Source organism: Brachybacterium sp. p3-SID957 (genome assembly GCF_025144775.1).
Taxonomy (GTDB): domain Bacteria; phylum Actinomycetota; class Actinomycetes; order Actinomycetales; family Dermabacteraceae; genus Brachybacterium; species Brachybacterium epidermidis.
Genome location: NZ_JALXKT010000046.1, coordinates 1 through 24,696 on the forward strand (window position 1 = coordinate 1; position 24,696 = coordinate 24,696).

18 protein-coding genes, 1 tRNA gene and 1 pseudogene are annotated in these 24,696 nt (G+C 70.5%); 11 read left to right on the top strand and 9 right to left on the bottom strand.

Features of this window, described 5'->3' with window-relative positions; genetic code table 11:
• Window positions 1-45: 45 nt before the first annotated feature.
• The 4 genes from M3B01_RS10345 to M3B01_RS10360 form a co-directional block, all read right to left on the bottom strand.
• Window positions 46-870: an energy-coupling factor transporter transmembrane protein EcfT gene (locus M3B01_RS10345; protein WP_259791865.1), complete on the bottom strand. Its 825-nt coding sequence runs from the start codon at window positions 868-870 to the stop codon at window positions 46-48.
• Window positions 870-2,651 carry an ABC transporter ATP-binding protein gene (locus M3B01_RS10350; protein ID WP_396123358.1) on the bottom strand — a complete coding sequence of 594 codons (1,782 nt, stop codon included), beginning with the start codon at window positions 2,649-2,651 and terminating at the stop codon, window positions 870-872. Before M3B01_RS10350 ends, M3B01_RS10345 begins: the two co-directional genes overlap by 1 nt.
• 20 nt (window positions 2,652-2,671) lie before the next feature.
• The gene (locus tag M3B01_RS10355) at window positions 2,672-3,703 is read right to left on the bottom strand and encodes a cell division protein FtsQ (protein ID WP_259791866.1); all 1,032 of its coding nucleotides are present in this window, start codon (window positions 3,701-3,703) and stop codon (window positions 2,672-2,674) included.
• Between the two features lie 93 nt (window positions 3,704-3,796).
• Window positions 3,797-5,482 (bottom strand): HAD family hydrolase, encoded by a 1,686-nt coding sequence (locus tag M3B01_RS10360; RefSeq protein WP_259791867.1) that lies wholly within the window; start codon window positions 5,480-5,482, stop codon window positions 3,797-3,799.
• Between the two features lie 183 nt (window positions 5,483-5,665).
• Between M3B01_RS10360 and M3B01_RS10365 the strand changes: the two genes are divergently transcribed.
• Together M3B01_RS10365 and M3B01_RS10370 are read left to right on the top strand one after the other, a co-directional pair.
• Window positions 5,666-6,670 (top strand): LacI family DNA-binding transcriptional regulator, encoded by a 1,005-nt coding sequence (locus M3B01_RS10365; protein ID WP_259791868.1) that lies wholly within the window; start codon window positions 5,666-5,668, stop codon window positions 6,668-6,670.
• 83 nt (window positions 6,671-6,753) lie between these two features.
• Window positions 6,754-6,838 (top strand) — tRNA-Ser (locus M3B01_RS10370).
• A gap of 277 nt (window positions 6,839-7,115) precedes the next feature.
• On the opposite strand, the gene M3B01_RS10375 is transcribed toward M3B01_RS10370, so the two are convergent.
• The 4 genes from M3B01_RS10375 to M3B01_RS10390 form a co-directional block, all read right to left on the bottom strand.
• On the bottom strand, window positions 7,116-8,420 hold the full coding sequence (locus M3B01_RS10375; RefSeq protein WP_193866478.1) for a TRAP transporter large permease: 1,305 nt from the start codon (window positions 8,418-8,420) through the stop codon (window positions 7,116-7,118).
• Window positions 8,417-9,016, bottom strand: coding sequence for a TRAP transporter small permease (locus M3B01_RS10380; protein ID WP_259791870.1), 600 nt, complete (start codon window positions 9,014-9,016; stop codon window positions 8,417-8,419). The genes M3B01_RS10375 and M3B01_RS10380 overlap by 4 nt, the downstream gene beginning before the upstream one ends.
• Window positions 9,017-9,027: 11 nt before the next feature.
• Complete coding sequence (locus M3B01_RS10385) at window positions 9,028-10,008, bottom strand: TRAP transporter substrate-binding protein (protein WP_259791872.1); 981 nt, start codon at window positions 10,006-10,008, stop codon at window positions 9,028-9,030.
• Window positions 10,009-10,081: 73 nt separating this feature from the next.
• On the bottom strand, window positions 10,082-12,715 hold the full coding sequence (locus M3B01_RS10390) for a TIM-barrel domain-containing protein (protein ID WP_259791874.1): 2,634 nt from the start codon (window positions 12,713-12,715) through the stop codon (window positions 10,082-10,084).
• Window positions 12,716-13,105: 390 nt separating this feature from the next.
• Between M3B01_RS10390 and M3B01_RS10395 the strand changes: the two genes are divergently transcribed.
• From M3B01_RS10395 to M3B01_RS10420, 6 genes are all read left to right on the top strand, one after another.
• Window positions 13,106-14,131: a hypothetical protein gene (locus M3B01_RS10395; RefSeq protein WP_259791875.1), complete on the top strand. Its 1,026-nt coding sequence runs from the start codon at window positions 13,106-13,108 to the stop codon at window positions 14,129-14,131.
• Complete coding sequence (locus tag M3B01_RS10400) at window positions 14,128-15,720, top strand: hypothetical protein (RefSeq protein WP_259791892.1); 1,593 nt, start codon at window positions 14,128-14,130, stop codon at window positions 15,718-15,720. Before M3B01_RS10395 ends, M3B01_RS10400 begins: the two co-directional genes overlap by 4 nt.
• 125 nt (window positions 15,721-15,845) lie before the next feature.
• Window positions 15,846-17,018 (top strand): LLM class flavin-dependent oxidoreductase, encoded by a 1,173-nt coding sequence (locus M3B01_RS10405; protein ID WP_259791877.1) that lies wholly within the window; start codon window positions 15,846-15,848, stop codon window positions 17,016-17,018.
• Window positions 17,019-17,065: 47 nt separating this feature from the next.
• On the top strand, window positions 17,066-17,776 hold the full coding sequence (locus M3B01_RS10410) for a CE1759 family FMN reductase (protein WP_259791879.1): 711 nt from the start codon (window positions 17,066-17,068) through the stop codon (window positions 17,774-17,776).
• Window positions 17,777-18,106: 330 nt separating this feature from the next.
• On the top strand, window positions 18,107-20,383 hold the full coding sequence (locus tag M3B01_RS10415; protein WP_259791884.1) for an AAA family ATPase: 2,277 nt from the start codon (window positions 18,107-18,109) through the stop codon (window positions 20,381-20,383).
• Between the two features lie 119 nt (window positions 20,384-20,502).
• A complete protein-coding gene (locus tag M3B01_RS10420) occupies window positions 20,503-21,432 on the top strand; it encodes a hypothetical protein (RefSeq protein WP_259791893.1) in 930 nt (309 codons plus the stop codon).
• Between the two features lie 65 nt (window positions 21,433-21,497).
• On the opposite strand, the pseudogene M3B01_RS10425 reads toward M3B01_RS10420, so the two are convergent.
• Window positions 21,498-22,277: pseudogene (locus M3B01_RS10425) on the bottom strand (sulfatase-like hydrolase/transferase); the annotation flags it as partial.
• Window positions 22,278-22,309: 32 nt separating this feature from the next.
• On the opposite strand from M3B01_RS10425, the gene M3B01_RS10430 reads away from it, so the two are divergent.
• Genes M3B01_RS10430 through M3B01_RS10440 form a run of 3 tightly spaced genes read left to right on the top strand, consistent with a single transcriptional unit; the run spans window position 22,310 to window position 24,299 of the window.
• Window positions 22,310-22,468: a hypothetical protein gene (locus M3B01_RS10430; protein ID WP_259791886.1), complete on the top strand. Its 159-nt coding sequence runs from the start codon at window positions 22,310-22,312 to the stop codon at window positions 22,466-22,468.
• A 29-nt stretch (window positions 22,469-22,497) separates the two neighbouring features.
• Window positions 22,498-23,289, top strand: coding sequence for a sugar phosphate isomerase/epimerase (locus M3B01_RS10435; RefSeq protein ID WP_259791887.1), 792 nt, complete (start codon window positions 22,498-22,500; stop codon window positions 23,287-23,289).
• Complete coding sequence (locus M3B01_RS10440; protein ID WP_259791889.1) at window positions 23,286-24,299, top strand: hydroxyacid dehydrogenase; 1,014 nt, start codon at window positions 23,286-23,288, stop codon at window positions 24,297-24,299. The genes M3B01_RS10435 and M3B01_RS10440 overlap by 4 nt, the downstream gene beginning before the upstream one ends.
• Window positions 24,300-24,696: the final 397 nt, after the last annotated feature.

The window sequence follows — 24,696 nt, forward strand, 5'->3', positions numbered from 1 at the left end:
CCCCCCCCCCAGTGGTGGGTGCCGCCGGGCCGTCGGCACGAGTGCTCAGCGGTGGAGCGGGTACTGGCCGCCCACCCAGTACGCCCCGATCACCGTGAGCGCGGAGGCGGCGAGCACCGCGACATCGAGCGCGGTCACCCTCAGGTAGGCGAGGCGCAGGGTGCGGCCGCTGGTATTCGCCGCGCCGTAGGTGAAGCCCCGGGTCTCCAGCGCTTCCACGGTGGTGCGCACGTTCTTGGCGGTGTTCAGCATGATCGGATAGAACGCGGTCACGGCCAGTGTGCACCACCGCAGGATCACCCTCCATCCGAGGACGCCCCGATGCGGTGGTGGGGCGTGGCGCAGCCGTTGCCCCTCGAACACGGTCACGTACTCGTCCACCAGGATCGGCAGCATGCGGTACCCGTAGCTCACGCCGAAGGCGAGCAGTTCGGGGGCCCGCAGCGCCAGCAGTGCGTCCGAGAGCTTCTCCGGATCCAAGGACACGAAGGCCGCCATGGATGCCATCGAGACTGCACCCAGCTTGAGGTTCAGCTCGGCCAGCGCCACCAGCGTGTCCAGATTGCCGCCGAACAGGAACGAGGCGACGAACAGCCCCACCACGTCGGCCCCCAGGCCGATCACGAACAGGCCCAGCACCAGCGGTCCCACCCGGGCCAGGGCCACCGAGGCCACACCCAGGCCGAACAGCACCAGCAGCACAGTGAGGTTGTGGGTGAACCAGGGCGCCAGCGCCAGCAGCACGTACCAGGCCAGCACCATCCGCGGATCCATCCGGGCGAAGAGGCCGCCGCGCGTGGAGTAGGCGGTGCGCAGCAGTTCGAGGCGCACCCAGTCGACGCTGAGCACGTCATGGGTCTTGCGGGCCATCAGCAGCGACCTCCGATCATGAGAGCGGAGTCCTGGGTGCACAGATGGGCACGCAGCTCGGCGGCGGTCAACGGCAACGGGTCGATGCCCAGGCTGTGCGCGATCCGCGCGGCCTGGGGAGGCACCAGTCGCGCCTGGCGGGTGATCTCGGGGCGCGCGAACAGCTCGCGCGGGGTGACGTCGGCCAGCACCCGGCCCTGGTCCAGGACGATCACGCGACTGGCCCAGGTGGCCACCAGCTCCATGTCGTGGCTGGCCACCACCGCGCAGCGCACTGTGTCGGCCAGTGAGTCGAGCATCCCGATCACGTCGTCGCGGGAGCGCACATCGAGGCTGGAGGTGGGCTCGTCCAGCAGCAGCAGGGAGGGGCGCATGGCGAGCCCGATGCCGATGGTGGCGCGGCGCTGCTGGCCGCCCGAGAGGCTGCGGCCGTCCCGCTCGGCGAGCTCCTCCAGGCCCACCCGCCCCAGCACCTCCTCCACCAGCTCCTGCGCCCCCGGGACCTGGCGGCCCGCAGGGAACAGCGCGATGTCGGCCCGCACGGTGTCCTTGAGGAACATCCGCTGAGGGTGCTGGTAGAGGTAGGAGACATGGTCGGCGAGGCGGGCGGCGGAGCGGGAGCGGGTGTCGATGCCGGTGACCGTGACGGTGCCCGAACGGGGGACCATCAGGCCGGTCAGCAGTTTCATCAGCGTGGTCTTGCCGGCGCCGTTGGTGCCCACCAGTGCGATCCGCTCCCCCGCGTGCAGGTCGAGGTCCAGGTCGATCAGCACCGGAGCGAGATCGCCGCGCACGGTGCGGTAGCCGTGGTTCACCCCGCGCAGGGAGGCGACGACCTCGCCGCGGCCCTCGGGCCCGACGGTGTCATCCGCGGCGGGCTCGGCAGGCGGTGCCTCCCGCAGGTGGGGGCGCAGCATCGGGACCGCGGAGTCCACGTCGAGGGCCACCCGATCGGCGCCCACCGCCGCGGTGAGGGACACTGCATCGGGCGCAGGGATGCCGTTGTCCTCCAGTTCGCGGTGGCGGTCCATGGCCTCCTGGACGGGCAGGTGCCACACGGGGGCGCCGTCGGCCATCAGCACCACCGAGCGGGCGAACTCCGCGATGAACTCGGCGTGGTGCTCGATCGTCACCACGGTGATGCCGTGCTCGCGGTTCAGCTGCTGGAGGCGCAGGTAGATCTCGCGGGCGCGCGCCGGGTCGAGCTCGGCCACCGGCTCGTCGACCACCACCACCTCCGGCCGCAGGGCCAGCACGGCGGCCAGCGCCACCAGGTGCGCCTGCCCTCCGGAGAGCTGCCAAACGAAGCTGTCGCGCAGGTGGCTGATGCCCAGCTGCGCGAGAGCCTCCTCGGTGCGCTCGCGGTAGTCCGCATGGCCGAAGTTGAGGGGCCCGAAGGCGACCTCGTCGCGGACGGTGGGCCGCACCAGCTGGTTCTGGAAGTCCTGGTACACGTACCCGACCCGGCTGGACAGCTCGGCGACGGAGGATTCCCAGGTGTCGGTGCCGCCCACGTGCACACTGCCGGCGAAGTCACCGTTCCAGTAGTGCGGCACCAGTCCGTTGAAGGTCTTGCACAGGGTGGTCTTGGCAGAGCCGTTGCCCCCGACCACCGCCACGAAGTCCCCTCGCTCGATGGTGAGGTCGACGTTGCGCAGGGTGTCGCGGTCGGTCCCGGGATAGCGGAAGGAGAGGTCCTTGACCACGATCACCGGGTCACCGCTGCCTGTGGACGGAGAGGAGGACGGGAACGGGGAGGAGGTCGGGGGCACGGTCTGCACGGGATGCTCCGGCGGGTCGGTCAGCGCTGCTGACGGGTGTAGGGCGATTCGGCCCGGTCCGCCTCGGCCCGGCCGGAATCGGCCCGGTCCGCCTCGGCCCGTGCGACGTCCTCGCGCACCTCAGCTTCGTGCAGCTCGGTGTCGGCGGCGGTGCGGGAGAGGCGGAACAGGATCAGCGCCACGAGCAGCACCAGCGCGATCGCCACCACCGAGACCACGATGAACCAGCTGCCGAACCGGTCGAGGAAGTCGGGCTCCCATGCGCCGGCGTTGAGGTCGAAGGCCTCCAGGAACGCGAAGCCGAAGGAGGCGATGGCCAGCAGCAGCGCGAAGCCGACGAACAGCGGGGTGCGCGGGGCACGGCCGGGGATCGGCTCACCGGGAACGCGGGGGCGCATGCCCATCAGCGGCTCGATCTTCCCGTGCAGAGCCGGGATCAGCCACAGGGCAGGGATGGCACCCAGCAGGATGCCGCTCATCAGCACGTCCACGCCCAGACCGATGATCTCCAGGGCCAGCACCGACTCAGGCAGACCCTCCACGAACTCGGCGTCCTCCACGCCGATCCACACCTTGGACAGGTCCACCACGGCCGAGAGCACCTTGTCCACCAGCACCACCACCAGCGCACCGATGACGATCTGGACCCGGCTGCGGGGATTGCGGATCAGGGAGCCGGCGATGTAGACCGCGAGGAACATCTGCAGGTAGCCCTCGACCTCGGCAAGGCCGGAGAAGTCACCCATCAGCAGATCCGTGAAGACGATCTCCCCCAGCGGTGCACCCAGCGCCGCCCAGAGCGGGGAGAACAGGGCCGCCATCACCAGGGGAACGAACACCATGTAGGAGACGGAGACGTCGACGGGGCCGATCGAGGGGTCGGGGATGATCTCCAGGATGATGTTCGAGAGCCCGAACAGGCTCATCGACAGCACGAAGATCATCAGCTTCTGGGAAGTGGTCAGGTCCACGCGGCGCAGGCCGTCCACGGTGCCGCGCAGGGTGCCGCGGCGCTGGTCGTCGGTGGTCCGGGGTGAGTTCTGGGTGGTCATGGCGGGGCTCCTTGGGGCAGAAGGGCAAGCAGGTGAGAAGGGCAGGACGTGGGGTCAGGACGTGGGGTCAGTGCGTCGGATCGGTGTGGGGAGTCATGAGGCAGGGGTCAGGCGCGAGGCGAGCAGGTCGATGACGTCGAGCGGTGAGTCGAGCACGTGGTCGGCGTGGCCGGCAGCAAGGGCGGAGTCGAGGGCCTCGTCGGGGTCCTTGCCACCGCGCAGCAGGCACACGGTGCCGATCCCGGCCTCGCGACCGCCGCGGCCGTCGTTGAGGACCTTGTCCCCCACGTAGACGACGTCACCGGGATCGGTCTCCAGCCCGGCGAGAGCCGCCTCGAAGACGGCGGTGCCGGGTTTGCGCACCCCGATCTCGTCGGAGTAGGCGGCCGGGCCGATCAAGTGGCCCACGCCGTAGCGCTCCAGGATCTCCCGCACCCCTCGGCCGGAGATGGTGTTGGACACGATGCCGACCACGACTCCGTGCTCGGCGCACCACCGGATCAGCTCGACCGCCCCGGGGCGCGGGGCGGGCAGGGACTTGGCGCGGTGCAGCGCCAGGGACAGCTGGGGACCCTCGATCCGAAGTGCGGCCCGGAGGGTCTCGGGCAGGTCGCGGCCGACCAGATCGCCCCACAGCTCAGCGGGGTCCACCTCCGCGTGGCGGTGCCCGGCATCGGCCTGGGCGTCGCGCTCCCTCTTGCGGGCCCTGTGCCGCTCCCAGCCCTCGTCCACGGCCTGCTGCGCCTGCTCGATGGTGACAGGGGTCCCGATGCGCTGCGCGAGGTCGACGATCAGCTCGCCCACCTGTCGGTTCCGCTGCGGGTTGGGAGTGGACAGGGTGACCACGCCGCCGTGGTCCAGCAGCAGAGCGGGATGCGCGGGGCCAGCAGCAGTCGGGCGCAGGCCGCGGTCGGTGACACCGAGGCGAGCTGCTGCTGCGGGCTCAGAACCGCGGTCGCCCTCGGCCAGTGCCGTGTGGAGGTGGGCCACCAGGTCTTGAGGCGTCTCCAGGATCAGGTCGGGGGTGTCGGTAACTGCGAACGGAGGGTGGTCGGTGCGACGGTCGCGGGTTATCACCACGGTGCCAACCCCGGCACGGCGGCCGGCGACGACGTCCCGATCGAAGGTGTCGCCCACGTACCAGGCATGCTCGGGCAGGGTCCCGAGTGCCTCGGCGGCTCGGTGGATCATCCCGGGGTGGGGCTTGCGGATGCCCACCTCATCGGAGTACACCTGCACGCCGAAGTACCGGGCCAGGCCGTGCTGTTCGAGGAGCTCCCGGTGCGCGCGACCGGAGTGGGCGTTGGAGACGATGCCCAGGCGGACGTCGTGCTCACGCGCCACGGACAGCAGCTCCGGGATGCCCGGGCGCACATGGTGGTCGGAGACCAGCACCGCCATCGAGGCCAGGATCGCGCTGGCGTCCAGTGCCAGTGCGGCCCGGGCGGCCGCAGGGAGATCGGCCAGCAGGAAGTCCGCGACGATCTCGCGCGGCGTGAGCTCCCGCGGCTCGTGGCGGCGGGAGGCGGCGTTCTTCCACAGCGACAGTGCGGTGCGGCCGGCTCGCAGGGACTCCTCCAGCTGCTCGGCATCGAGACTGATGCCAAGGGCGCGGCTGCGGTCCTCCAGCTCAGCAGCCAGGTCCCGGGCCCAGCTCACGCGGGGCGTGGTGGAGAAGACCACGCCGCCGAAGTCCAGCAGCAGGGCCCGGGGGCGCGGCAGTACGGCAGGGCGGTGCTCGTCGGCGGCAGGGGTGGTGGTCGACAGCGCGGTGCTCACGTCTCTCCGTTCGGGGGGAGGCCCGGTGGTGGGCCGGTGGTTCCCACGCTAGGAGCGACCGGCGGGCCGCCCGTGAACAGTCGGTGAACCCGTCGGCACACCTTCGCCACGGTGCCTGAAACTCTTCAGGTGCGCACGTCATCAGCGCATCGGCGCGGTCGACCCGGGTGATAGACGTGGGACGTGAGATCCTCGCGCCCCACCCTCGCCGCCGTCGCCCGCGAGGCCGGGGTCTCCTCGGCCACCGCCTCGATGGCGCTCAACGACCGCCCCGGGGTGCGGCGGGAGACGCGGCTCGCGGTGCTCGCCGCCGCCCGTCGGCTGGGGTACCGCCGCGCGGGTGCGGCCTCCCCCGGGGGTGGACTGATCGGGGTGCTCCCCACGGACCTCGGCAACCCGTACCACACCGATGTGATCGCGGGGATCGAGGAGCACGCGGAGCGGGAGGGGCTCGGAGTGGTGATCGCGCATGGTCGGCGCGACAGCGCTCACCTGGAGCGGCAGCTGCAGCGACTGCTGGGCCTGGGCGTGGACGGCGTCATCGCGGTGACCACCTGGCTGAGCCCTGCCGCTCTCGAGGCAGCCGCGGCGACACTGCCGGTGGTGGTGATCGGCCGCATGCAGGACGCGGTGCCCGGTACGGACACGGTGCGCAACGACGACGAAGCAGGGGCGGCGCTGGCGGTGCGCCACCTCGTGGAGCGGGGTCATCGGCACCTGGTGCACGTCACCCTGTCCACCCGCCCTGGTCCCGCGTCCCGGCGGGCCGGGTTCCTGGCCGAGGCGGAGCGCCTGGGTCTGCGCGAGCAGGTGCACGTGATCGGTCCGGACTCGCCCCGTGACGGGATGGAGATGGTGCTGCGCGCGCTGCGGCGCGGTGACCAGGACGCTCCCACGGCGGTGTTCGCGGCGAACGACATCGCCGCGGTCTCGGTGCTGCACCGGGCCGCGGACCACCGGGTACAGGTGCCGCAGCAGCTCAGCGTGGTGGGGTACGACAGCTCCACCGTGGCCCTCACCGTGCGGCCGCACCTGACCAGCGTGAACCAGCCACGATCGGAGATGGGCCGGCTCGCGGCGCAGATGCTCCAGGAGAGGTGGCGGGGTCGCGAGCACGACTCCCTCAGCGTCGTGGCACCCGTCCTGCGGGTGCGCGGCTCGACCGGGATCGGGCCCGCCCTGCGGTGAGGGGGCGCCGAATGTGACCTGGGCCGTCCCGGTTAGCGCCAATGGGGAGCGTCGGGTAATCTGTATCTCGCTCTATGAGCGCTGGAGGATTCGCCTAGCGGCCTATGGCGCACGCCTGGAACGCGTGTTGGGTTAACGCCCTCGGGGGTTCAAATCCCCCATCCTCCGCCGTGTCCTGAGTCGCGACATCGTTGACAGATGATGTCGCGACTCAGGCTTTTTTGCGTGGGTTCACAGACGGGCCGGAGTTCGGTCTCCCGGCGGGTGTGCTGTGGGTTCGGGGGAGCTTGGGCTGGTAGTCCCGGGCAGGGTCGATGCGGTACTCACCGGTCAACGATCACCAGCACGATCCCTGCCCAGGGCTGTGTCGTGAACTCACACACCGCACCCTGCGCCGCGTGACCAGCGATGATGGTGTTTTCCGTGCTGGATTAGCTATGCAGGATCACTCGAGCGAGCCAGTGAGCCCCGGCAACCACAGCGACAGCGCGGGCACGTACGCGATGAGGATCAGCAGTGCGATAAGCGCGGCGAAGAACGGCAGCAGGCGCGGCACCACCCGCTCGATGCTCACCCCCGTGATGCCGGTGGCGACGAACAGCACCGACCCGACCGGCGGGGTCATGGTGCCGACGCACATCGCCATGATCAGCACCATGCCGAAGTGGACCGGGTCCATGCCTACGCTCTCTGCGATGGGCAGCATGATCGGGGTGAAGATGAGGATCGCCGGCGTGATGTCCAGGAACGTGCCCACGGCCAGCAGCACAATGAGCATCAGAGCGATTACCACCGGCCCGGAGGACGCGACCGACAGCATGGCGTCGGTGATCGCCCCGGGGATCCCGCTGAACGCCATGATCCAGCTCATCGCGCTGGAGGCGGCCACGAGCAGCATCACCACGCCGGTGGCGCTCACGGTGTCGCGGATGATCCGTGTGATCGTCTCCCGGTTCAGTGCTCGGTAGATCAGGGAGAGCACCAGGCAGTACACGACGGCGACGGCGGCACCCTCCGTAGCGGTGAAGACGCCGGCCACGATGCCGCCGACCACAATGATGATCAGCAGCAGCGAGGGGATGGCGCGCAGCAGCACAATGAGCCCCTGCCGTATGCCGACGCCCTCGCCTCCACGCAGCCCCTGGCGCAGCGCGATCGCTGTCGCCACCGCGATCACCACGAGGCCCATCAGGATGCCGGGAATGTATCCGGCCATGAACAGCGCCGAGACGGACACACCGCCGGCGATCGTGGAGTAGACGATCGCTGCGGTGGTCGGCGGGATGAGCAGCCCGGTGGAGGCGGAGGAGATGTTCACCGCGGTCGAGAACGCCGGGTCATACCCTTCCTCGTCCTGCCGACGGTGCAGGGTGCCGCCGATCGCGGCAGCGGAGGCCACCGCGGATCCGGACAGGGCGCCGAACAGCATGTTCGCCACCACGTTGGTGTGCGCGAGGGAGCCGGGCACGCGACCAACGATCACGAGTGCCAGGTCGATCAGGCGTCGCGCGATACCGCCGCTGTTCATGATGTTGCCGGCGAGGATGAACAGGGGGATCGCCAGCAGCGGGAAGCTCTCCACGCCGCCGGTCATCTGCTGCCCGAGGATGAAGGTGGCGTCGCTCCAGCCGAGCACCGCGACGATGGTGACGAAGCTCGAGACGCCGATCGCAATGGAGATCGGGACCGATGCGAACAGCAGCAGGAAGAACAGCCCGAACAGCAGAAGGGCAGCACCAAGGGCGCTCATCGCTTGTCCTCCGTCCGTGTCGAGGGACGGCTGGCATCCGCCGTGGATCGGGTATCGCCTGCGACGGCGGAGGGCTTAGTCGCCTGGGTCGCCTGCGTCGCCGCGGCTGCCTGGCTGCTCGTGCCGTCGGCCGACGGGTCCAGCAGGGCGGTGACCTGAGCAAGAGCAATCATCAGGCCGCTGATCGGGACAATCGCGTAGACGGCGCCACGGGAGATGCCCAGCAGCGCCGACATATCGCCCAGCGAGGACAGCACCAGCATCACACCGCCGATACCGAGCACGAGCACGGCGAACAGCAGCACCAGCACGTCCACGGCGCGGGTCAGTCCGCGCCGGGCGGGGGCCGACAAGCGGTCCGGAAGGATCGACAGCGCCATGTGCCGACGCTCGAGGAATGCGTACGACGCCGCGAGGAAACTTGTCCAGATCAAGGCGTAGCGCACCAGTTCCTCGGTCCAGGCGGTGGGCTGGTTCAACGCGTAGCGCGTGACGATCTGGATCATGACCAGCACGGTCATGAGTACGAGCAGTGTGCCTGCGCTCCACAGCAGGGCCGTGGCGAGGCCGCGGCGGATGGTTGCGATGCCTCTCATACCAGCTCTCCTCAGCCTCGTGCCTTCTCGATGATGTCCAGAACGTCGGCCACCTCGGGGAAGTCCGCGCCGAACTCGTCGACCACCTCGCGGGTTGCCTCCCGGAAGCCCTCCTGATCGATGTCCTCGATGAACTCCACGCCCATCTCGGCCGCTGCGGAATAGGACTCCTCGATGCTGGTGGCCCAGTCCTTCTTGTGGTTCTCGGTGGCGGCTTGCGCGGCCTCCCGCAAGGTGGTGCGGTCCTGTTCATCCAGCCGCTCCCAGGCGGGCGTGCCGATGGTGAGCAGGTCGGGGATGCGCGTGTGCTCGGTGAGGGAGAAGCACTTGGCGACTTCACCGTGCCCGGACTGGTCCAGCGCGGTCTCATTCGATTCGGCGCCGTCGATCAGCCCGGTCTGCAGGGCGGTGTAGATGTCACCGAAGGCCATGACGATCGGGGAAGCGCCCATCGCGGACATCATCCGCACCTGTGTGCGCATGTCCTGGATGCGGATCTTCAACCCGGCGGCATCCTCCGGTGTACGCACCGGAGTGCTGCCGGTGTAAAAGGAGCGGGCGCCGGAGGTGAAATAGGTCAAGCCCAGCAGGCCAGCATCCTCATTCGAGGTGAAGAAGCGCTGCATGGCATCGGAGTCGAGCGCCGCGTAGTAGTGCTCTTCGGAGTCGAACACGTAGGGCAGTCCGAATGCGTGGTAGCCCGGGTTCCAGGCGGCAAGCCCTGGTGAGCCGACGCGGGTCATATCGACGATTCCTTGACGTAGCTGGCCGAGCACCTGGGGTTCGCTCCCCAGCTGTCCGCTGTCGAACATGGAGATCCGCAACCGGCCCTGGCTGCGCTCCTCCACCTCAGTCGCGAAGGCGGCGAGGGCCTTCGACGTCACGTGCTGTGGGTCCAGACTGTTGGCCAGTGACAGCGTGAGCGGTGCGGAGCTGCTGGCGTCCGCACTGGTCATCTGCCGGGAGGGGTCGCCGCAGCTGGCGAGTGCCATCGACCCGAGGCCAACGGCGCCAGCGAGCGCCAGAGCGCGGCGCCGGGTGGGGAGCGCGTGGTTCATCGCAATCTCACATTCCGATCATGTCGAAGGGCTCGACGCTGACCACGATGCGGTGGTCGGCACCGTCGTCCGGCATGCGCACCAGTGCGCGGCCGAGCTCCGGGTCGTAGTGCCAGGCCCGCCGTGCCGCATCGAAGCGCGGGCGATGCAGCTCCTGGTCAATGCGCTCACCGTCGATCTGCACCCAGTACGGGGCACTGGACGGGCAGATCACCTCCCACTGCACGTGGCTGAGCGGGCTGCGGAAAGAGCCTGAGCGTGTCAGTGTGATCTCGATGCGGTCACCGCCATTGACGGTGATGGTGGATTCGCGCAGGTCGCCGCGCTCGTAAGCGCGGGTTGCGCCGTCGTCCTCGTAGAGCACGAACTCGGCGGGGCCGTCGGCAGCGGCCGGGGGTGCGCACAGAATTCGCAGACTCTCGGGTCCCGCGCCGGTCAGACTCATCGGCTGCTCGGCAGCGATCGGCAGGATCGCGCCATCGGGCAGGAACAGCGGGATGGAGGAGAGGTCCACGTCCAGGGTGATCTCCTGCCCGCCCTCGTGCACGCGTCCTGTGTCGAGCTCGTGGAAACGCCGCCCGGCAGGCAGACGCACGGTGCGGGTCCGCGCCCCCTCTTCGAGCACGGTCGCGACCAGCAGGGCGTCGCCGAGCATGAACTCGCTGCTGGTGGTATCCAGTGCCGGGTCCTGCTGGAAAGCGGAGACCATCGGCTCCATCAGCGGCAGACCCTCGACGTACGCGCGGCGCATCAGCGAGTACAGGTAGGGCGTGAGGCGGTAGCGCAGCAGGATCGCCTCGCGCACGAGCGGAGCGACCGACGGATGCATCCACGGCTCAGTGACCGTGTTGTCGCTGTTGACCGAGTGGATGGAAAAGCGCGGCTGGAAGATGCCGTGCTGAACCCAGCGCAGTAGCAGCTCGGGGCCGGGCCGTGGGCCGGCGAAGCCGCCGATGTCGCAGCCGTGATGGGCCACACCGGACAAGCCCATCCCGAGGATCGTGGCGATGTTGTGCTGCAGCGATCGCCAGGAGGTGAAGTTATCGCCCGCCCACGTCTGGGCGTACCGCTGGATGCCGGCGTGCCCGGCACGGCACACCACGAACGGGCGAGCGTCGGGGTCGACGGCGCGGATCGCGTCATGGGTGGTGGCGCACATGAGGTTCGCCATCACGGTGCGCAGTCGGCCGATGGTGGCGCCGTGGCCTTCGAAGTCGACCCGGGCATCCTGATCCACGATCGAGTCGTACTCGCAGTTGTCGTTCCAGACCGAGAGCGTGCCCTTGTCGAGCACGGCCTCCTGCAGCCAGGTCGCCCAAGCCTCGCGGGCGGCTGGGGACGTGAAGTCGACGAACCGGCCGGGTCCGCCCCACCACATGCCACGCTCGGCGTCGGGGGCGACATCGGCGTCGGCTGCATGGTTCGCTGCGTTGTCGATTCCGGAAGAGCCGTCGGGTCCGGCGGAGCCATCTGCCCCAGCCGGGCCGTTAGCCCCGCCTACATCGCCTTGTGCGCCCTCTGCTGTGCGCACGAGGACGCCGGCACTCGCGAACTCGCTCAGGCGCGGGTGCACGTCGAGGATGCCGGGCTTCACATTGGGGGAGACGACGATGCCACGCTCGCGCATTGACGCGAAGAACCCCTCGGGATCGGGAAAGCGGTCATCGTTCCAGGTGAACACACAGCGTTTCGGCCCGTCGGCCGTGTCCTGGGTGGTGTAGCCGGAGGAGAGCTGGAAGCCGTCCACCGGGATGCCTTCGCTGCGCGCGGTGTCGATGAAGTTCAGCAGCGCCTGGTCGCAGTCGCGATCCAGTTCGGCGTAGAACATGGACGAGGCGAGGTAGCCGAGCGCCTGCCGCGGCAGCATGGCGGAGCGGCCGGTGAGCATCGTGATGCGCCGCACGACGTCACGGATCGACGGGCCAGCGATGACGAACAGATCCAGGTCCCCGCCGTCGGCGCGCATGCGGGTACGGCGCGGCCAGTAATTCGAGTGCTCGCGCGCGAGATCCAGATCCAGCGCCCACGTCGTGTGCCAGAACATGCCGCTTGCTCGCCGGGTGGCGCGGTCCAGGCGGATCCCGGCCGGGATGTGTTTGTACAGCGGATCCGAGTTCTCGGGGTCGAAGCCGAGTGCGTCCTTCGGGCTCAGCGTCAGGGCGCGACGGGACTTGTCCAGGCTCCCGGTGCTCTCACCGAAGCCGTAGAACGCGTCGTGCTCGCCGGCCACGGCATAGTGCAGCACGCGCTTGTTGGTGTCCTGTTGCCAGGCGATCCCCGGCACGTCGCGGTGCAGCACCTGGCCGTCCTGATCCGTCACCGTGATCGCGAAGGGGTTGCGGTCCACACGCACGGTGAGTCGGCCGCCGCTGATCAGCACGTGGTCGTCCTCATCCGCGTCGATCGTGAGCGGGAGGGGATCGACGCGAGTGCGCTCCTCGCCAAGCACGGGATCAAGGCGGTCTTCCCAGGCGGTGGTGACCAGGCTGTAGGAGGCTTCCTCGAAGGCTCCGTCGAAGCTGGCACGGATTCTCAGTACTTCGGGCGTGAGCAGCAGCAAACGGATCTCTGGCCCGTTGGTGAGCAGGCGGATCCAGGGGCCGTCTGTGTGGACGGTGTGCAGCGCACGGGCGATGAGCATCGCTCTCCGACTCCTTCGGCGGTCTCGGCACAGGGCAGCGCAGGGAACACAGCAACGGTGTCGAGTCACTGTGACATGCTCCACCGGTTGCCGCGCATTGTCATCGATTGCCGTCCGCAACGAACACGACCCCCGGTTCGTCAACGATGACGCGACTCACCGGTCAACGATCACCAGCACGATCCCTGCCCAGGGCTGTCAACGATGTCGTGAACTCGCACACTCCATCCTCCGCCGAACGAAAGGCCCCTGACCTGCGATGCTGATCGCGAGTCAGGGGTCTTTCGCATGCGCCGAGCGGCAGCGTTCCGCCACCTGCCCGAACACCGTCCCCCGAGCCCGGGCACCCCGATATCCTTCGTGTGAGGCAGCGCATGGGAGGGGGACGTGATGTCGGCACCAGATTCAGGGGGCTACGGCCAGACGCCACCGCCGAAGAAGCCCTGGGCCCTGATCACGGTGGCCTCGGGCTGCATCCTCACGCTGCTGCTCGGGATCGGCGGCGGGATCACCTACCTCGCGCTGTCCGGCCGCGGCGAGCAGACGGCAGAACCCACCACCACGCCGGAGCCCGAGACCACCACGCCGTCGCCGACCACCGAGACCCCCACCACGGAGAGCCCCACGGCGGAGGCCCCGACCTACAGGATCATCTCCCCGATCGACGAGGTCGAGGGCAGCGCCGATGACGTCTGGGCGATCCTGGCTGCCTCCCCGCTCACCGAGGGCACGATGGAGGCGACCGGCACCTGCGAGCTGCCGGCGACACCGGTGGATCACGACGCCGAGCAGCTGCAGACCCTCCTCGACGCCGCCGGCGCCTGCCTGAACCGGGTATGGGCGACCGCGAGCTCGGACCGGAACCTGCCCTGGATCCCGCCGAGGATCCACGTGTACACCTGGCCGGACATCCCTCAGTCCCCGTGCGAGCCGGACACCTTCGAGCAGACCTCACCGCGTCAGTGCAATCTCGACGGGGTCCTCTACTGGCCGCTGGGCGCCGGGTACGGGGCACAGCAGGAGGATCCGGCGAAGGTCCCCACCATGTACCTGTGGGACCTGTCGCTCAACTACCTCAACGGCGTCACCTGGAACACGGGGATGTGGCCGTACTACCGAGCGCTCGACGCGAAGCTCGAGGACGATCCGGACCGGCAGGCCGAGGCGAATCGGCGCTACTGGCTGCAGCACCTGTGCCTGGCGAGCGCGGTGAGCATGCGCGTGCCCGAGGCCTCGCAGCCCTCCCAGCAGGTGCGGGACACCCTCACCAGCGTGGAGCACTGGACCCCGGCTGACGCCTCCGCCTCCACCATCGCGCCGGAGTCCCGCGCGCACTGGGTTAGGCAGGGATTCGAGGCCGGGGGCGATCTCACCCGCTGCAACACCTGGCTGGTGCCGGCGGAGCAGGTCGCGTGAGCCGCGGACACGGCCTGGACGGCCCCGGCGCGGGGGTCGACGAGGAGGACACCGTGCTGCGCCCGGCTCTGCCGCCGCAGGAGGACCACTCCTCGTGGGCGCCGCCGCCGGGACCTGGACCCGAGCTCCCGGAGTCCACCCTGGCGCCGTCCGAGGACTTCATCGCCAGCGTTCCCAGCCCGGCCCCGCAGGCACCCGCCGCCGGCTCCGATGATGACTTCATCGATTCTGCACCGCCGCCCTCCGGGGGAGGCCCAGACCCCGCGTCGCCTCCGTGGGGGACGTACCTGCACAGCAGTCTCACCACCGCGGAGCCCCCTGGCCCGCCGGCACCGGCATCGCCTCCTCCAGCCGCATCCTCAGCGCCCGCGGCACCGCCTGCTCCCGCGGCACCGCCTGCTCCCGCGGCACCGCCTGCTCCCGCGGCATCGCCGGCGGTGCCGAGCTCCGGCGGCTCACCGGCCCTCGCCGAGCGCGAGTACCGGCCCGCCGACGCCGCTCCGATCCAGCGGTTCGACCAGCGGCCGCGCTTCCAGTTCCCAGTGGACCCCGACCCCGTGGCGAGTCCCTCGTCGGCCGCTGCTGCGGGCTCTGGGAGTGCTGCGGGGGCAGCGGGCCTGCCACCGGGGGTCGATGCGACGGCCCCACGGCAGCGCAGGCTGCTGGTGCCCGCCATCGCCCTGGGGTGTGCGGTACTGCTCCTGCTGGGCATCGGCACCGGGGTGGGCCTGCTATGGCTGGACCAGCCCGGGACTCCCGCCGCCTCGGAGCCGCCCGCCGCGAGCTCCGAGGAGGACCCGGCGGATCCCGCTCAGTGGCGCCCCTTGGAGGAGGGCGAGCAGCCCGAGGGGACCCCCGAGGAGCTGCTGCAGGTGATGGCCACCAACCCGCTCACTGCGGCCACGCTCTCGGTTCCGGCCGGCTGCAGCCTGCCGGCCTCGGAGGGCAAGGTCCCCGACGAGGAGCTGCAGGCCTACCTGGAGGCCGGCGCCTCGTGCCTGGCGACCACCTGGGGGCAGGCGCTGCGGGAGCAGGGAGTCGAGTTCACCGCCCCCGAGGTGGTGGTCCACCCCGCCGCGGAGCCGCCCGCCGCATCCAGTTGCGCACCGGAGACCTTCACCGGCACCGCTCCGCGCGCGTGCATCGGCGACAACACCCTGTACTGGCCCGCCGAATGGGACCCCGGCTTCTCCACCACCTCAGCGGTGGAGTCCCCGCAGCTGTACATGTGGCACCTGTCCTACTCCTATGCGGGGTTCCCCGTCGCCGCGACATCCCTGCACAGCTACTACGGAGCACTGCTGGACGGGCTGGAGGGCGATGCCGCGGGCTCCGAGGAGATGCGGCGCCGGTACGCCCTGCAGCAGTCCTGCTTCGGCTCGGCGGCCGCCTTCCAGCAGCCCACCGGCCCCCGGCCCACCGAGAGGGTCGAGGAGTTCGTGACCTCTACGGAGGCGCAGGCCGATCCGGCGAGCCCCGCCGAGCCGTCGGCCGAGTCCCGGGCGGCGTGGGTGAACGCGGGGCGGGATGCCAACGGTGATCTCTCGCAGTGCATCACGTGGGAGGCGCCGGCCGACCAGGTCGACTGAGTGCGACGTCACCGATGCCACAGGCCTTCCGCCTTGCGTCCTCTCCAGTAATAGTTTAGTTTTGAACTATTGCCACAGGGGTGCACTGCGCCGCCCGGGTCCCATCACTTCGTCAGGAGCGCGACATGCAGTTCGGGGTCTTCTCCATCGCCGACATCACGCCCGACGTGGCCACCGGCAAGGTCCCCACCGAGAACGAGCGGCTGAGGTCCATCGTGGAGCAGGCCAGGCTCGCCGAGCAGGTGGGCCTGGACGTGTTCGCGATCGGCGAGCACCACAACCCGCCGTTCGTGACCTCCTCCCCCACCACCACGCTGGCCTACATCGGCGCGCAGACCGAGAGCATCATTCTCTCCACCGCCACCACCCTGATCACCACCAACGACCCGGTGAAGATCGCCGAGGACTACGCGATGCTGCAGCACCTCACCGGCGGCCGCGTGGACCTGGTGATGGGCCGCGGAAACACCGGCCCGGTGTACCCCTGGTTCGGCCAGGACATCCGCAAGGGCATCGAGCTCGCGATCGAGAACTACGACCTGCTGCGCCGCCTGTGGAGCGAGGACGTCGTGGACTGGGAGGGCCAGTTCCGCACCCCGCTGCAGCAGTTCACCTCGACCCCGCGCCCGCTGGACGGCGTCGCGCCCTTCGTGTGGCACGGCTCGATCCGCTCCCCCCAGATCGCCGAGCAGGCCGCGTACTACGGCGACGGCTTCCTGCACAACAACATCTTCTGGCCCATGAGCCACACCAAGCAGATGGTGCAGCTGTACCGCGAGCGCTACGAGCACTACGGCCACGGCACCGCCACGCAGGCCATCGTGGGCCTGGGCGGGCAGGCGTTCATGCGCAAGAACAGCCAGGACGCCTGGAACGAGTTCCGCCCCTACTTCGACGCGGCCCCCGTGTACGGCGGCGGCCCCTCGATGGAGGACTTCACCCGCATGACCCCGCTGACCGTCGGCTCCCCGGAGCAGGTGGTGGAGCGCTACCTGACCATGGCCGACCATGTGGGCGACTACCAGCGCCAGATGTTCCTGATGGACCACGCGGGCCTGCCCGCCAAGACCGTCCTGGAGCAGATCGAGCTGCTGGGCACCGAGGTGGTGCCGGTGCTGCGCAAGGAGCTGGACGCCCGCCGCCCGGTCGATGTGCCCGATGCCCCCACCCACCAGACCCTGGTGGCGGCCGCCGAGGCAGAGCGCGGCGCCTTCGACGACGCCTACAGGTTCGAGACCGGGGACAACTGGACCGGGCTGCGCGCCGAGGACTCCCGCAGCGAGAACCGCCCGGCCTGACACCACGACGACACCCCGCCACCCGCTACCCCGAAGGGAGCACTCCCATGACCGAACCGATCCGCATCGTGGCGCTGGCCGCAGGACTCTCCACCCCCAGCTCCACCCGCATGCTCGCCGACCAGCTCTCCCGCGCCGCCCGCCTCGAGCTGGAGCGCACGGGCGCGGTGGTGGACGTGCAGACCGTGGAGCTGCGCGAACTGGCGCACGACATCACCGACGCCATGCTCACCCGCTTCACCGGCGAGCGCCTGGGCGTGGTGGTGGAGTCCATCCGCACGGCCGACGCGGTGATCGCGGTGACCCCCGTGTTCAACGTGGGCCCCTCGGGGCTGTTCAAGTCCTTCTTCGACGCGATGGACATCGAGATCTGGAAGGACAAGCCGGTGCTGCTGGGGGCCACGGCGGGCACGCCCCGCCACTCGCTGGCGATCGACTACGCGATCCGCCCGATGTTCGCGTACCTCAAGTCGCAGATCGTGCCCACCTCCGTGTTCGCGGCATCGGCAGACTTCGGTGCGGACACCGAGGGGCAGGCCGACGCGCTGCCGCTGTCCTCCCGGATCCGCCGTGCGGCCGCGGAGCTGGCGATGATGCTGCGCACCACCGGTGCCGCCGCCGAGGCCGAGGCTCAGTCAGGCGGCGACACCGCAACCACGGCCGACGGCTCGCCCGCCGAGTCCGGGACCGCCAGCAGCAAGCTGGACGCCGAGTTCGCGAACTTCGTGCCGATGGGCCAGCTGCTGGGTCGAGACTGACGGACGGGCCGTCTCCTCGGCCGGGGGCGCGGAGGCGAGCGGTGCCGCACTGGCGGCGGACTGCATGGCCTCCGCGGGGGAACGCTCGACGGCACCGGGCTGGGGCTGGGGGCCGAGGGGTTCGCGCTGATGGCCGAGACCACCTTCTGCGGGGGGTCTCACGGTGGGAAGCACCCCACGCGCGGTTCGTGGCGGGACTCACGCCGCCCAGCTCTTGAAAAAACTGCCGGCACGGCGTATACGCACCGGCGTATCCTGGACAGATGCAGGGAAGCGATGGCCAGGCCTTCTCGCCCTCTGTCCCCGCCACGGCGTCGAAGCGAGCACCTGATGACTGGACTTCTGGACCCGGCCTCTCCGCTGGGCATGCCACCCCCTGCACTCCAGGCGGGCGATGTCGAATCGGCGGTGCACGCGTCACTGTCCGAACCACGTCTGCAAGGTGCCCTCCTGGTCGGGCCACCCGGGATCGGGAAGACCCGCACCATCGAGGACGCCCTCGAGCGCTACATCGGGACGTTCCACATCGAACGCCTGCTGTGCACCCCCCACCTGGCGCAGCAGCCCTACGGCAGCCTGCTGCTCCTGGCGACCGATGCCGACGGCCCGCTGCCTCCCGATCCCCTCGAGGCCTACGGGGTCATCAGCAGGGCTCTGCGGGAGCGCGCCGGGGACAGGCCGGTGCTGCTGGTCGTCGACAACTGCGACCGCATCGACGAGCTCTCCGCCTCCCTGGTCACCCAGCTCGTCCGCGAGCGCGCCATCTCCCTGCTCGCCGCCACCGACACCCTGACCCCACCGGCGGATCTCTTCACCGCACTGTGGTGCGAGAACAGGATCCGTCGCATCGACCTCAGCGGGATGGACCGCGACTCCAGCCGGAGGCTGCTCGAGCGCACCCTCGGCGCCCCGGTCTCCCCCCGCAGCGTCGACATGCTCGCGACCGCCACGGGAGGCAACCCCCAGCTGCTGATCGAAATGGTACGGCATCAGCGGCGCCAGGACACGCTGCAGCTGCATGAGGGGACCTGGATCCTCGTGGCCCCTCTCGACTACACCGGCATCCAGCACATCCACGACACTCGCCTGGCCCGACTGAGCCCGATCGCCCGCGACCTGGTCCTGATGATCGCCATGGTGGAGGCCGTTCCCCTGTCCGCACTGCTGAGGATCGCCGAGGCGGATGTCCTCAGCTCCCTGCTCGCCACGGGCCTGCTGCACGCCACCGCCGGGCCCCCCAGCACCGTCCGTCTGGCCGAGCGGGTGCTCTCGGAGATGCTGGCCCACAGCATCCCCCCTGCTCGTCGACTCCGGCTGTGGGAGACCCTGCAGGGCGCCGTGGACATCCGCACCCTGCCCCCCGTGACCCGCTTCGGCTTCGCCCGCTGCGCGGTGCGGTGCCACACGCACCCCGATCCGTGGCTGGTCGCGACCGGGGCCTCCCACGCCTTCGAGCGCGGCGACGCCCATCAGGTGCTCGAGCTCGCCGCCCACGCGGACTGCTCCGATCCCCGACTGAAGCTCCAGGTCGCGCGCAGCCTGCGGATGCTGGGTCGCTTCGATGAGCTCGAGGACGTGCTGCGGCACCTGGACGAGCACCCGGACCCGGAGATCGCCGAGGGCGCCCACCGGGTGCGCCTGAGCCTGACGGACCCGTTCACGGATCTCCCGGGCCCGTCGCGCGGGCTGCCGGAGGGCGCGTCCCCCCGGCTGAGGATCGCACACGCCCACCGCCATCAGCGCGGCGGTCGCTTCGACGAGGTGATCGCGATCTGCGAGACCATGCGCCATGACCTGACCGTCCCGCCAGCGACCCGCGCCATGGCCGCGGCGCGCCAGGGCGAGGCCCTCATCACCAAGGGGGCCGTGGCCGAGGGCCTGGGACACGCCACGCGGGCCCTGCAGATGCTCGAGCTGAGCAGCCCCTCGGTGGTGGATCGGCTGATCGTGCACCACTGCCTGTACCGCTCCTTCCTGCTCGCCGGGGCTCCCCAGCAGACGCAGCGGGTCATCGACTCCATGCGGTCCCTCGGGGCCACGGACAGCGGCGCCCAGGTGATCTCCGGCATCGAGGCACGGCGTCGTGGCCGCATCCCCGACGCCCTGACGGTGCTCAGCGCCTGCGCCGGGGAGCTAGAGCGAGCCGATCCCCTGGGACTGCAGGGGGTCACCGACGCGGCACGGCGCCTGGCGCACCAGTTCCTGCGAACCGAGTCCCCGCTGCCGGTGGCCCGTCCCGTCCACCCGGCGTCTCCGAGGGACTGGCTGATCGAGCGCAGCAGCGTGCCCGACCTGCTGGAGGCCACCAGCATGGCCGAGGCGATGGGGGACGTGATGCTCGCCCATGACACGGCCGGGCGCGCCCTGGTCCTCGCCCGCGAGGGCGGTGAGCGCGCTCAGATCCGCACGGCGCGCGCCCGTGCTGCTCGTGCGTACCGCCTGATGAGGCAGGCGCGGGGTCACCAGCGGCCGGCGGCCCCAATGAGCACCTTCGCCGAGGCCGCGGCGACCGGGGCCACCAGCCAGCAGCTGGGCGCCCGCATCTCACCTGCCGTGCATCGCCGGGCCTACCGGGCCCACCTGCGGCGCGGCTCCACGGGCCCGTGACGGGGTCAGGTCGCCCGCACGATCATGGGCCCGGCCGCAGGTGCCTGCCACGCCGGGCCGTGGTGGGCGGGGCTGCGGCGGGCACGGTCGCGGCGGGCGCAGCACTGCTGGCCGTCCCGATGAGGGGCCGTGGCCGTCGGGGCGGGTACCTGGTCCCCGCGCCCGGCGCGAACCCGGATCTGCGGGACTTCGAGCGGGACCTGCGGGCGGTGCGGGAGGGCGGCGGGGGCTGGGTGCGCCTCGCGGTGCGCGCCTACGACGTGGTCGAGGACTGGGACCGGGACGGAGCCATCGCCTTCGACGAGCAGGCACTGGACACCGTGGACCGGGCGCTGGACCTCGCCCGCGCTGCCGATCTGCGCGTGTACCTGGTGACGGCGGACTCGGTCCCGGAGGACGTGCTGCAGTCCTCGGGGCGCACGTTCCTGGCCACGATGACCGAGTACTGGAGGGTGCTGGCCGAGCGGCTCGGTGATCGGGTGGAGGTGTGGCAGGTGTTCAACGAGGCCGACGGGATGCACATCCGCACCGGGCAGAGCCTCGGGCAGATCCCGCCCACCTCGTACCTCAAGGAGCTCGCCTCGGTGCTGACCCGGGCGCGGCGCACCATCCGCTCGGCTGCGCCGGGGGTGGGGGTGACCACCACAGCGGGCGGCTACCCCGTGGACGATGCGATGGAGCAGCGGTGGGCGCGGTTCTTCGGGGTGGTCGGTCCGCGGCTCGACGTGGTGGGGGTGGATCTGTACCCGCAGACGGACCAGGCGCGGATCGATGCGCTCGGCGAGCACCTGGAGCGCTTGCAGCGGCTGGTGCACAAGCCCGTGGTGGTGGCCGAGCTGGGACTGCAGACCTGCGCGGGGTGCTTCAGCGAGGCCGAGCAGGGGGTCGCCCTGTCCTCGGCACTGGCCGCGCTGCGCGAGGCCCCGGTGCGAGAGGTGATGCTGTACGAGCTGCGCGATAGCGACCAGGACCAGTTCGGGGTGCTGCACGCGGACTGGAGCCCGAAGTCCGGGGCTGGGCGGATCAGCGAGGCGCTGCGCAGGCTCTGAGGATGCTCCCCCGCCACTGCTCCCGCAGCGCCGTCGGCCCCCGCCGTATCGGCCGCCTCCCACACGGGGCGCAGCTCCTTCCCGTCGATGACCGGCCCGCCCGGGAGTGCGGCTCCGGCGGCGGCAACGAACGTCGGCAGCAGATCCAGGGCGGAGACCAGGGCCTGGGAGCGCGTGTCGGCCGGCACGGTGCCGGGCCAGGAGACCACCAACGGCACCCTCACCCCGCCCTCGAACAAGCTGTACTTGGTGCCGTGCAGGGGTGTGTTGTCACCGTAGTTGCAGGTGGAGCCGCCGTTGTCGGTCAGGTACACCACCAGGGTGTGCTCACGCCGGCCGGTGGCCTGCCCGTACTCCTCGACCGCGGCACGGGTGTGGGTGAAGTAGTGCAGGCGCCCCATGGCCAGACCCACCAGCCCATACAGGGAGCTCTCGAAGCCGTGGCACTCGGGGCAGGCCCTATCCCCGGGGCGCTCCGTCCCGTAGTGCACCTTGCCGAAGTAGCCGGTGCGGTCCCCGGTTTCCTGGAGGATCTCCGGCATCACTGGGCGGCCTGCGGGCGGGAACGCGGAGGTGTCGAACCAGCGGGCTCCCCAGCGCTGCTGGTGCGCCGCGGCGATCAGGCCTGCGCGGGAGGGTGAGTAGATCGGGGCGGAGACGTACCCGTTGTCGAACACGGTGCCGGAGTCGGCCAGGCGGTCCAGGTTGGGGGTGCGGGCATCAGGGCTGCCGCGCAGCGAGAGATCGCCGTAGCCGTGGTCGTCCGAGACGACCAGCAGGATGTTCGGGCGGGCCGGGCGGCCACTCATGGGGGCGGGGCCGGTCATAGGGACGGGGCCGCTCATGTCCCGAGTCTGAGTAGGGCGAGCACTAGTCGGTGTGCCATAACCTGGAGGCCGATCCGTACCAGCTGGACCCCGTGGAGGATGCGGAGCTGGACGTGCAGCTGGCCCGCCAAACGCGCCGGGTGCTGCTGGCCATCGGCGCGCCGTGGCCGGCGAGGGAGCAGTACATCACCTCCCATCCCGCGGCCTGAGCTGGCCACCGATCCGAGAGGACCCGCCATTGATCCGTCCCGGCATCTGCTCCGTCACCTTCCGCGCACTGGACTCGGCAGCGCTGGTGGAGGTGAGCGCGCAGGCCGGCCTCGAGTGCATCGAGTGGTCCGGGGACGCGCACGTGCGCCCCAGCGACCTGGATGAGGCGCACAGCGTCCGCGCGCTCACGCAGCGGGCGGGCCTCGACGTCGCCTCCTACGGCTCCTACCTGCGCTTCGACGGCACCGACGAGGACGGCGCCAATGCCGCGGTGATCGAGACCGCGCTCGCGATGGGCGCCCCGCGGGTGCGGGTGTGGGCCGGCAGCCGCGACTCGGCCGACGTCGACGCCGAGGAGCGCGCGTTGATCGTCGACCGCATCCGGGCGTTCGTGGACCGGGCGGCGGCCACGGGGCTGGAGGTGGGTCTGGAGTTCCACGGTCGCACCCTCACCGATGAGGTCTCCTCCACCGAGCGCCTGCTCACAGAGGTGGACCGGGAGGCCCTGCGCACCTACTGGCAGCCGCACCAGGGGATGGAGCAGGCCCAGGCGGTGTTGGCCCTGCGTCGGGTGCTGCCGCGGGTCTCCACGATCCACGTGTTCTCCTGGTGGCCGATGGCGGAGAGGCTCCCACTCGGCGAGCGCGCCGACCTGTGGCGCGAGGTGTTCACGATGCTGGCCGCGGAAGGAACGGACCGTGACGCCCTGCTGGAGTTCGTGCCGGGCGATGACCCGCGGGTCCTCGCGCGGGAGACCGCGACGCTGCGCGAGCTGATCACGGCGGGGGCCCGGGCCGCACGCGGCGGGGATCCCCGATGAGGGCGCTGGCCGCGATGCCCGCGGCGCTGGTGGCGCAGATCTTCACCCCGCAGCAGCAGGAGCTCCTGGGGGCCCTGGTCGACATCGACCTCTCCCGCCCCGTGCCGGATCTGGCAGCCGCGGCCGACGCCGAGCTGCGCGACGTGGAGGTCCTGCTCACCGGCTGGGGCTCGCCGATGGTGGATGCGGCGGCGCTCGCGCGGATGCCGCGCTTGCGGGCCGTCGTTCACACGGCCGGCACGGTGCGGTTCGTGGTCTCCGACGCGGTCTGGGAGCAGGGCGACGTAGTCGTCACTTCCGCGACGGAAGCCAATGCCGTGCCGGTCGCCGAGTACACCCTGGCCCAGATTCTGCTGGCCGGGAAGCGGACCCTGCAGCAAGAGGCCGCCTACCGACGCCAGCGGCAGCGGGCAGGCACCGCGGCGGCCGCGCACGCGGTGCGCAGGAGCATGCCTCGCGTGGGCGCCTTCGGCGCGGTGGTGGGCCTGATCGGGGCCTCCCGCATCGGCTGTCTGGTGGCCGAGCACCTGCAGCGCTTCGACCTCGAGGTGCTGATCAGCGACCCCTACGTGGATGCACAGCAGATCGAGCAGCTGGGCGCGACGAAGGTGGAGCTGCCCGAGCTGTTCTCCCGCAGTGACGTGGTGAGCCTGCACGCCCCGGACGTGCCCTCCACCCGCGGCATGGTCAGCGCCGAGCTCCTGGCGCTGATGCAGAACGGTACGACCTTCATCAACACCGCGCGGCCGGCCCTGGTGGATGAGGACGCCCTACGCGCCGAGTGCGTCAGCGGCCGGATCGCCGCAGTACTGGACGTGCACGAGGACCTCTCCCCCGACGACGCGCTGTGGGAGGCGCCCACGGTGTCGATCACCCCTCACATCGCCGGCTCCCAGGGCAATGAGCTGCACCGCATGGGCGAGGCCGCCCTGGAGGAGGTGCGGCGACTGTCCGCAGGTGAGCCCCCGCGGTGGCCGGTGGATCGAGCGGCTCGGGGGACGTCGGCATGACCCGCGCAGTGCGGCTGAACGACGTCGCAGCAGACGCTGGCGTCGCTGGCTACCACATTGAGCATCCTCAATGGCTCGGCCCGGGTCCCCGCGGGAAAACTGTCGTCCGGGAGGTCCGCGGCTCGGCCACTCGGCTCCGTTACGCTACCAACGCGCAGGTCCAGGCGCTCGCAAGCAGCGTTTCGGGCTGATCAGCCTGGCGGCCCACGACATTGCTGATCCGTTCATCGCGTCCTTTGCGTCAGCCGTGCAGCAGTAGGCCTTCAGTTCGGCCACCCGGTAGCTGTTCACCCACACCGAGCAAACAGCAGAGCTGGAGCAGCTCACGATCCGCTCTTTCAGTCAGCAGATCGTCAGGAACCTCCTGGTGGGCTCTCACCGCTACGGCGATCGCTTG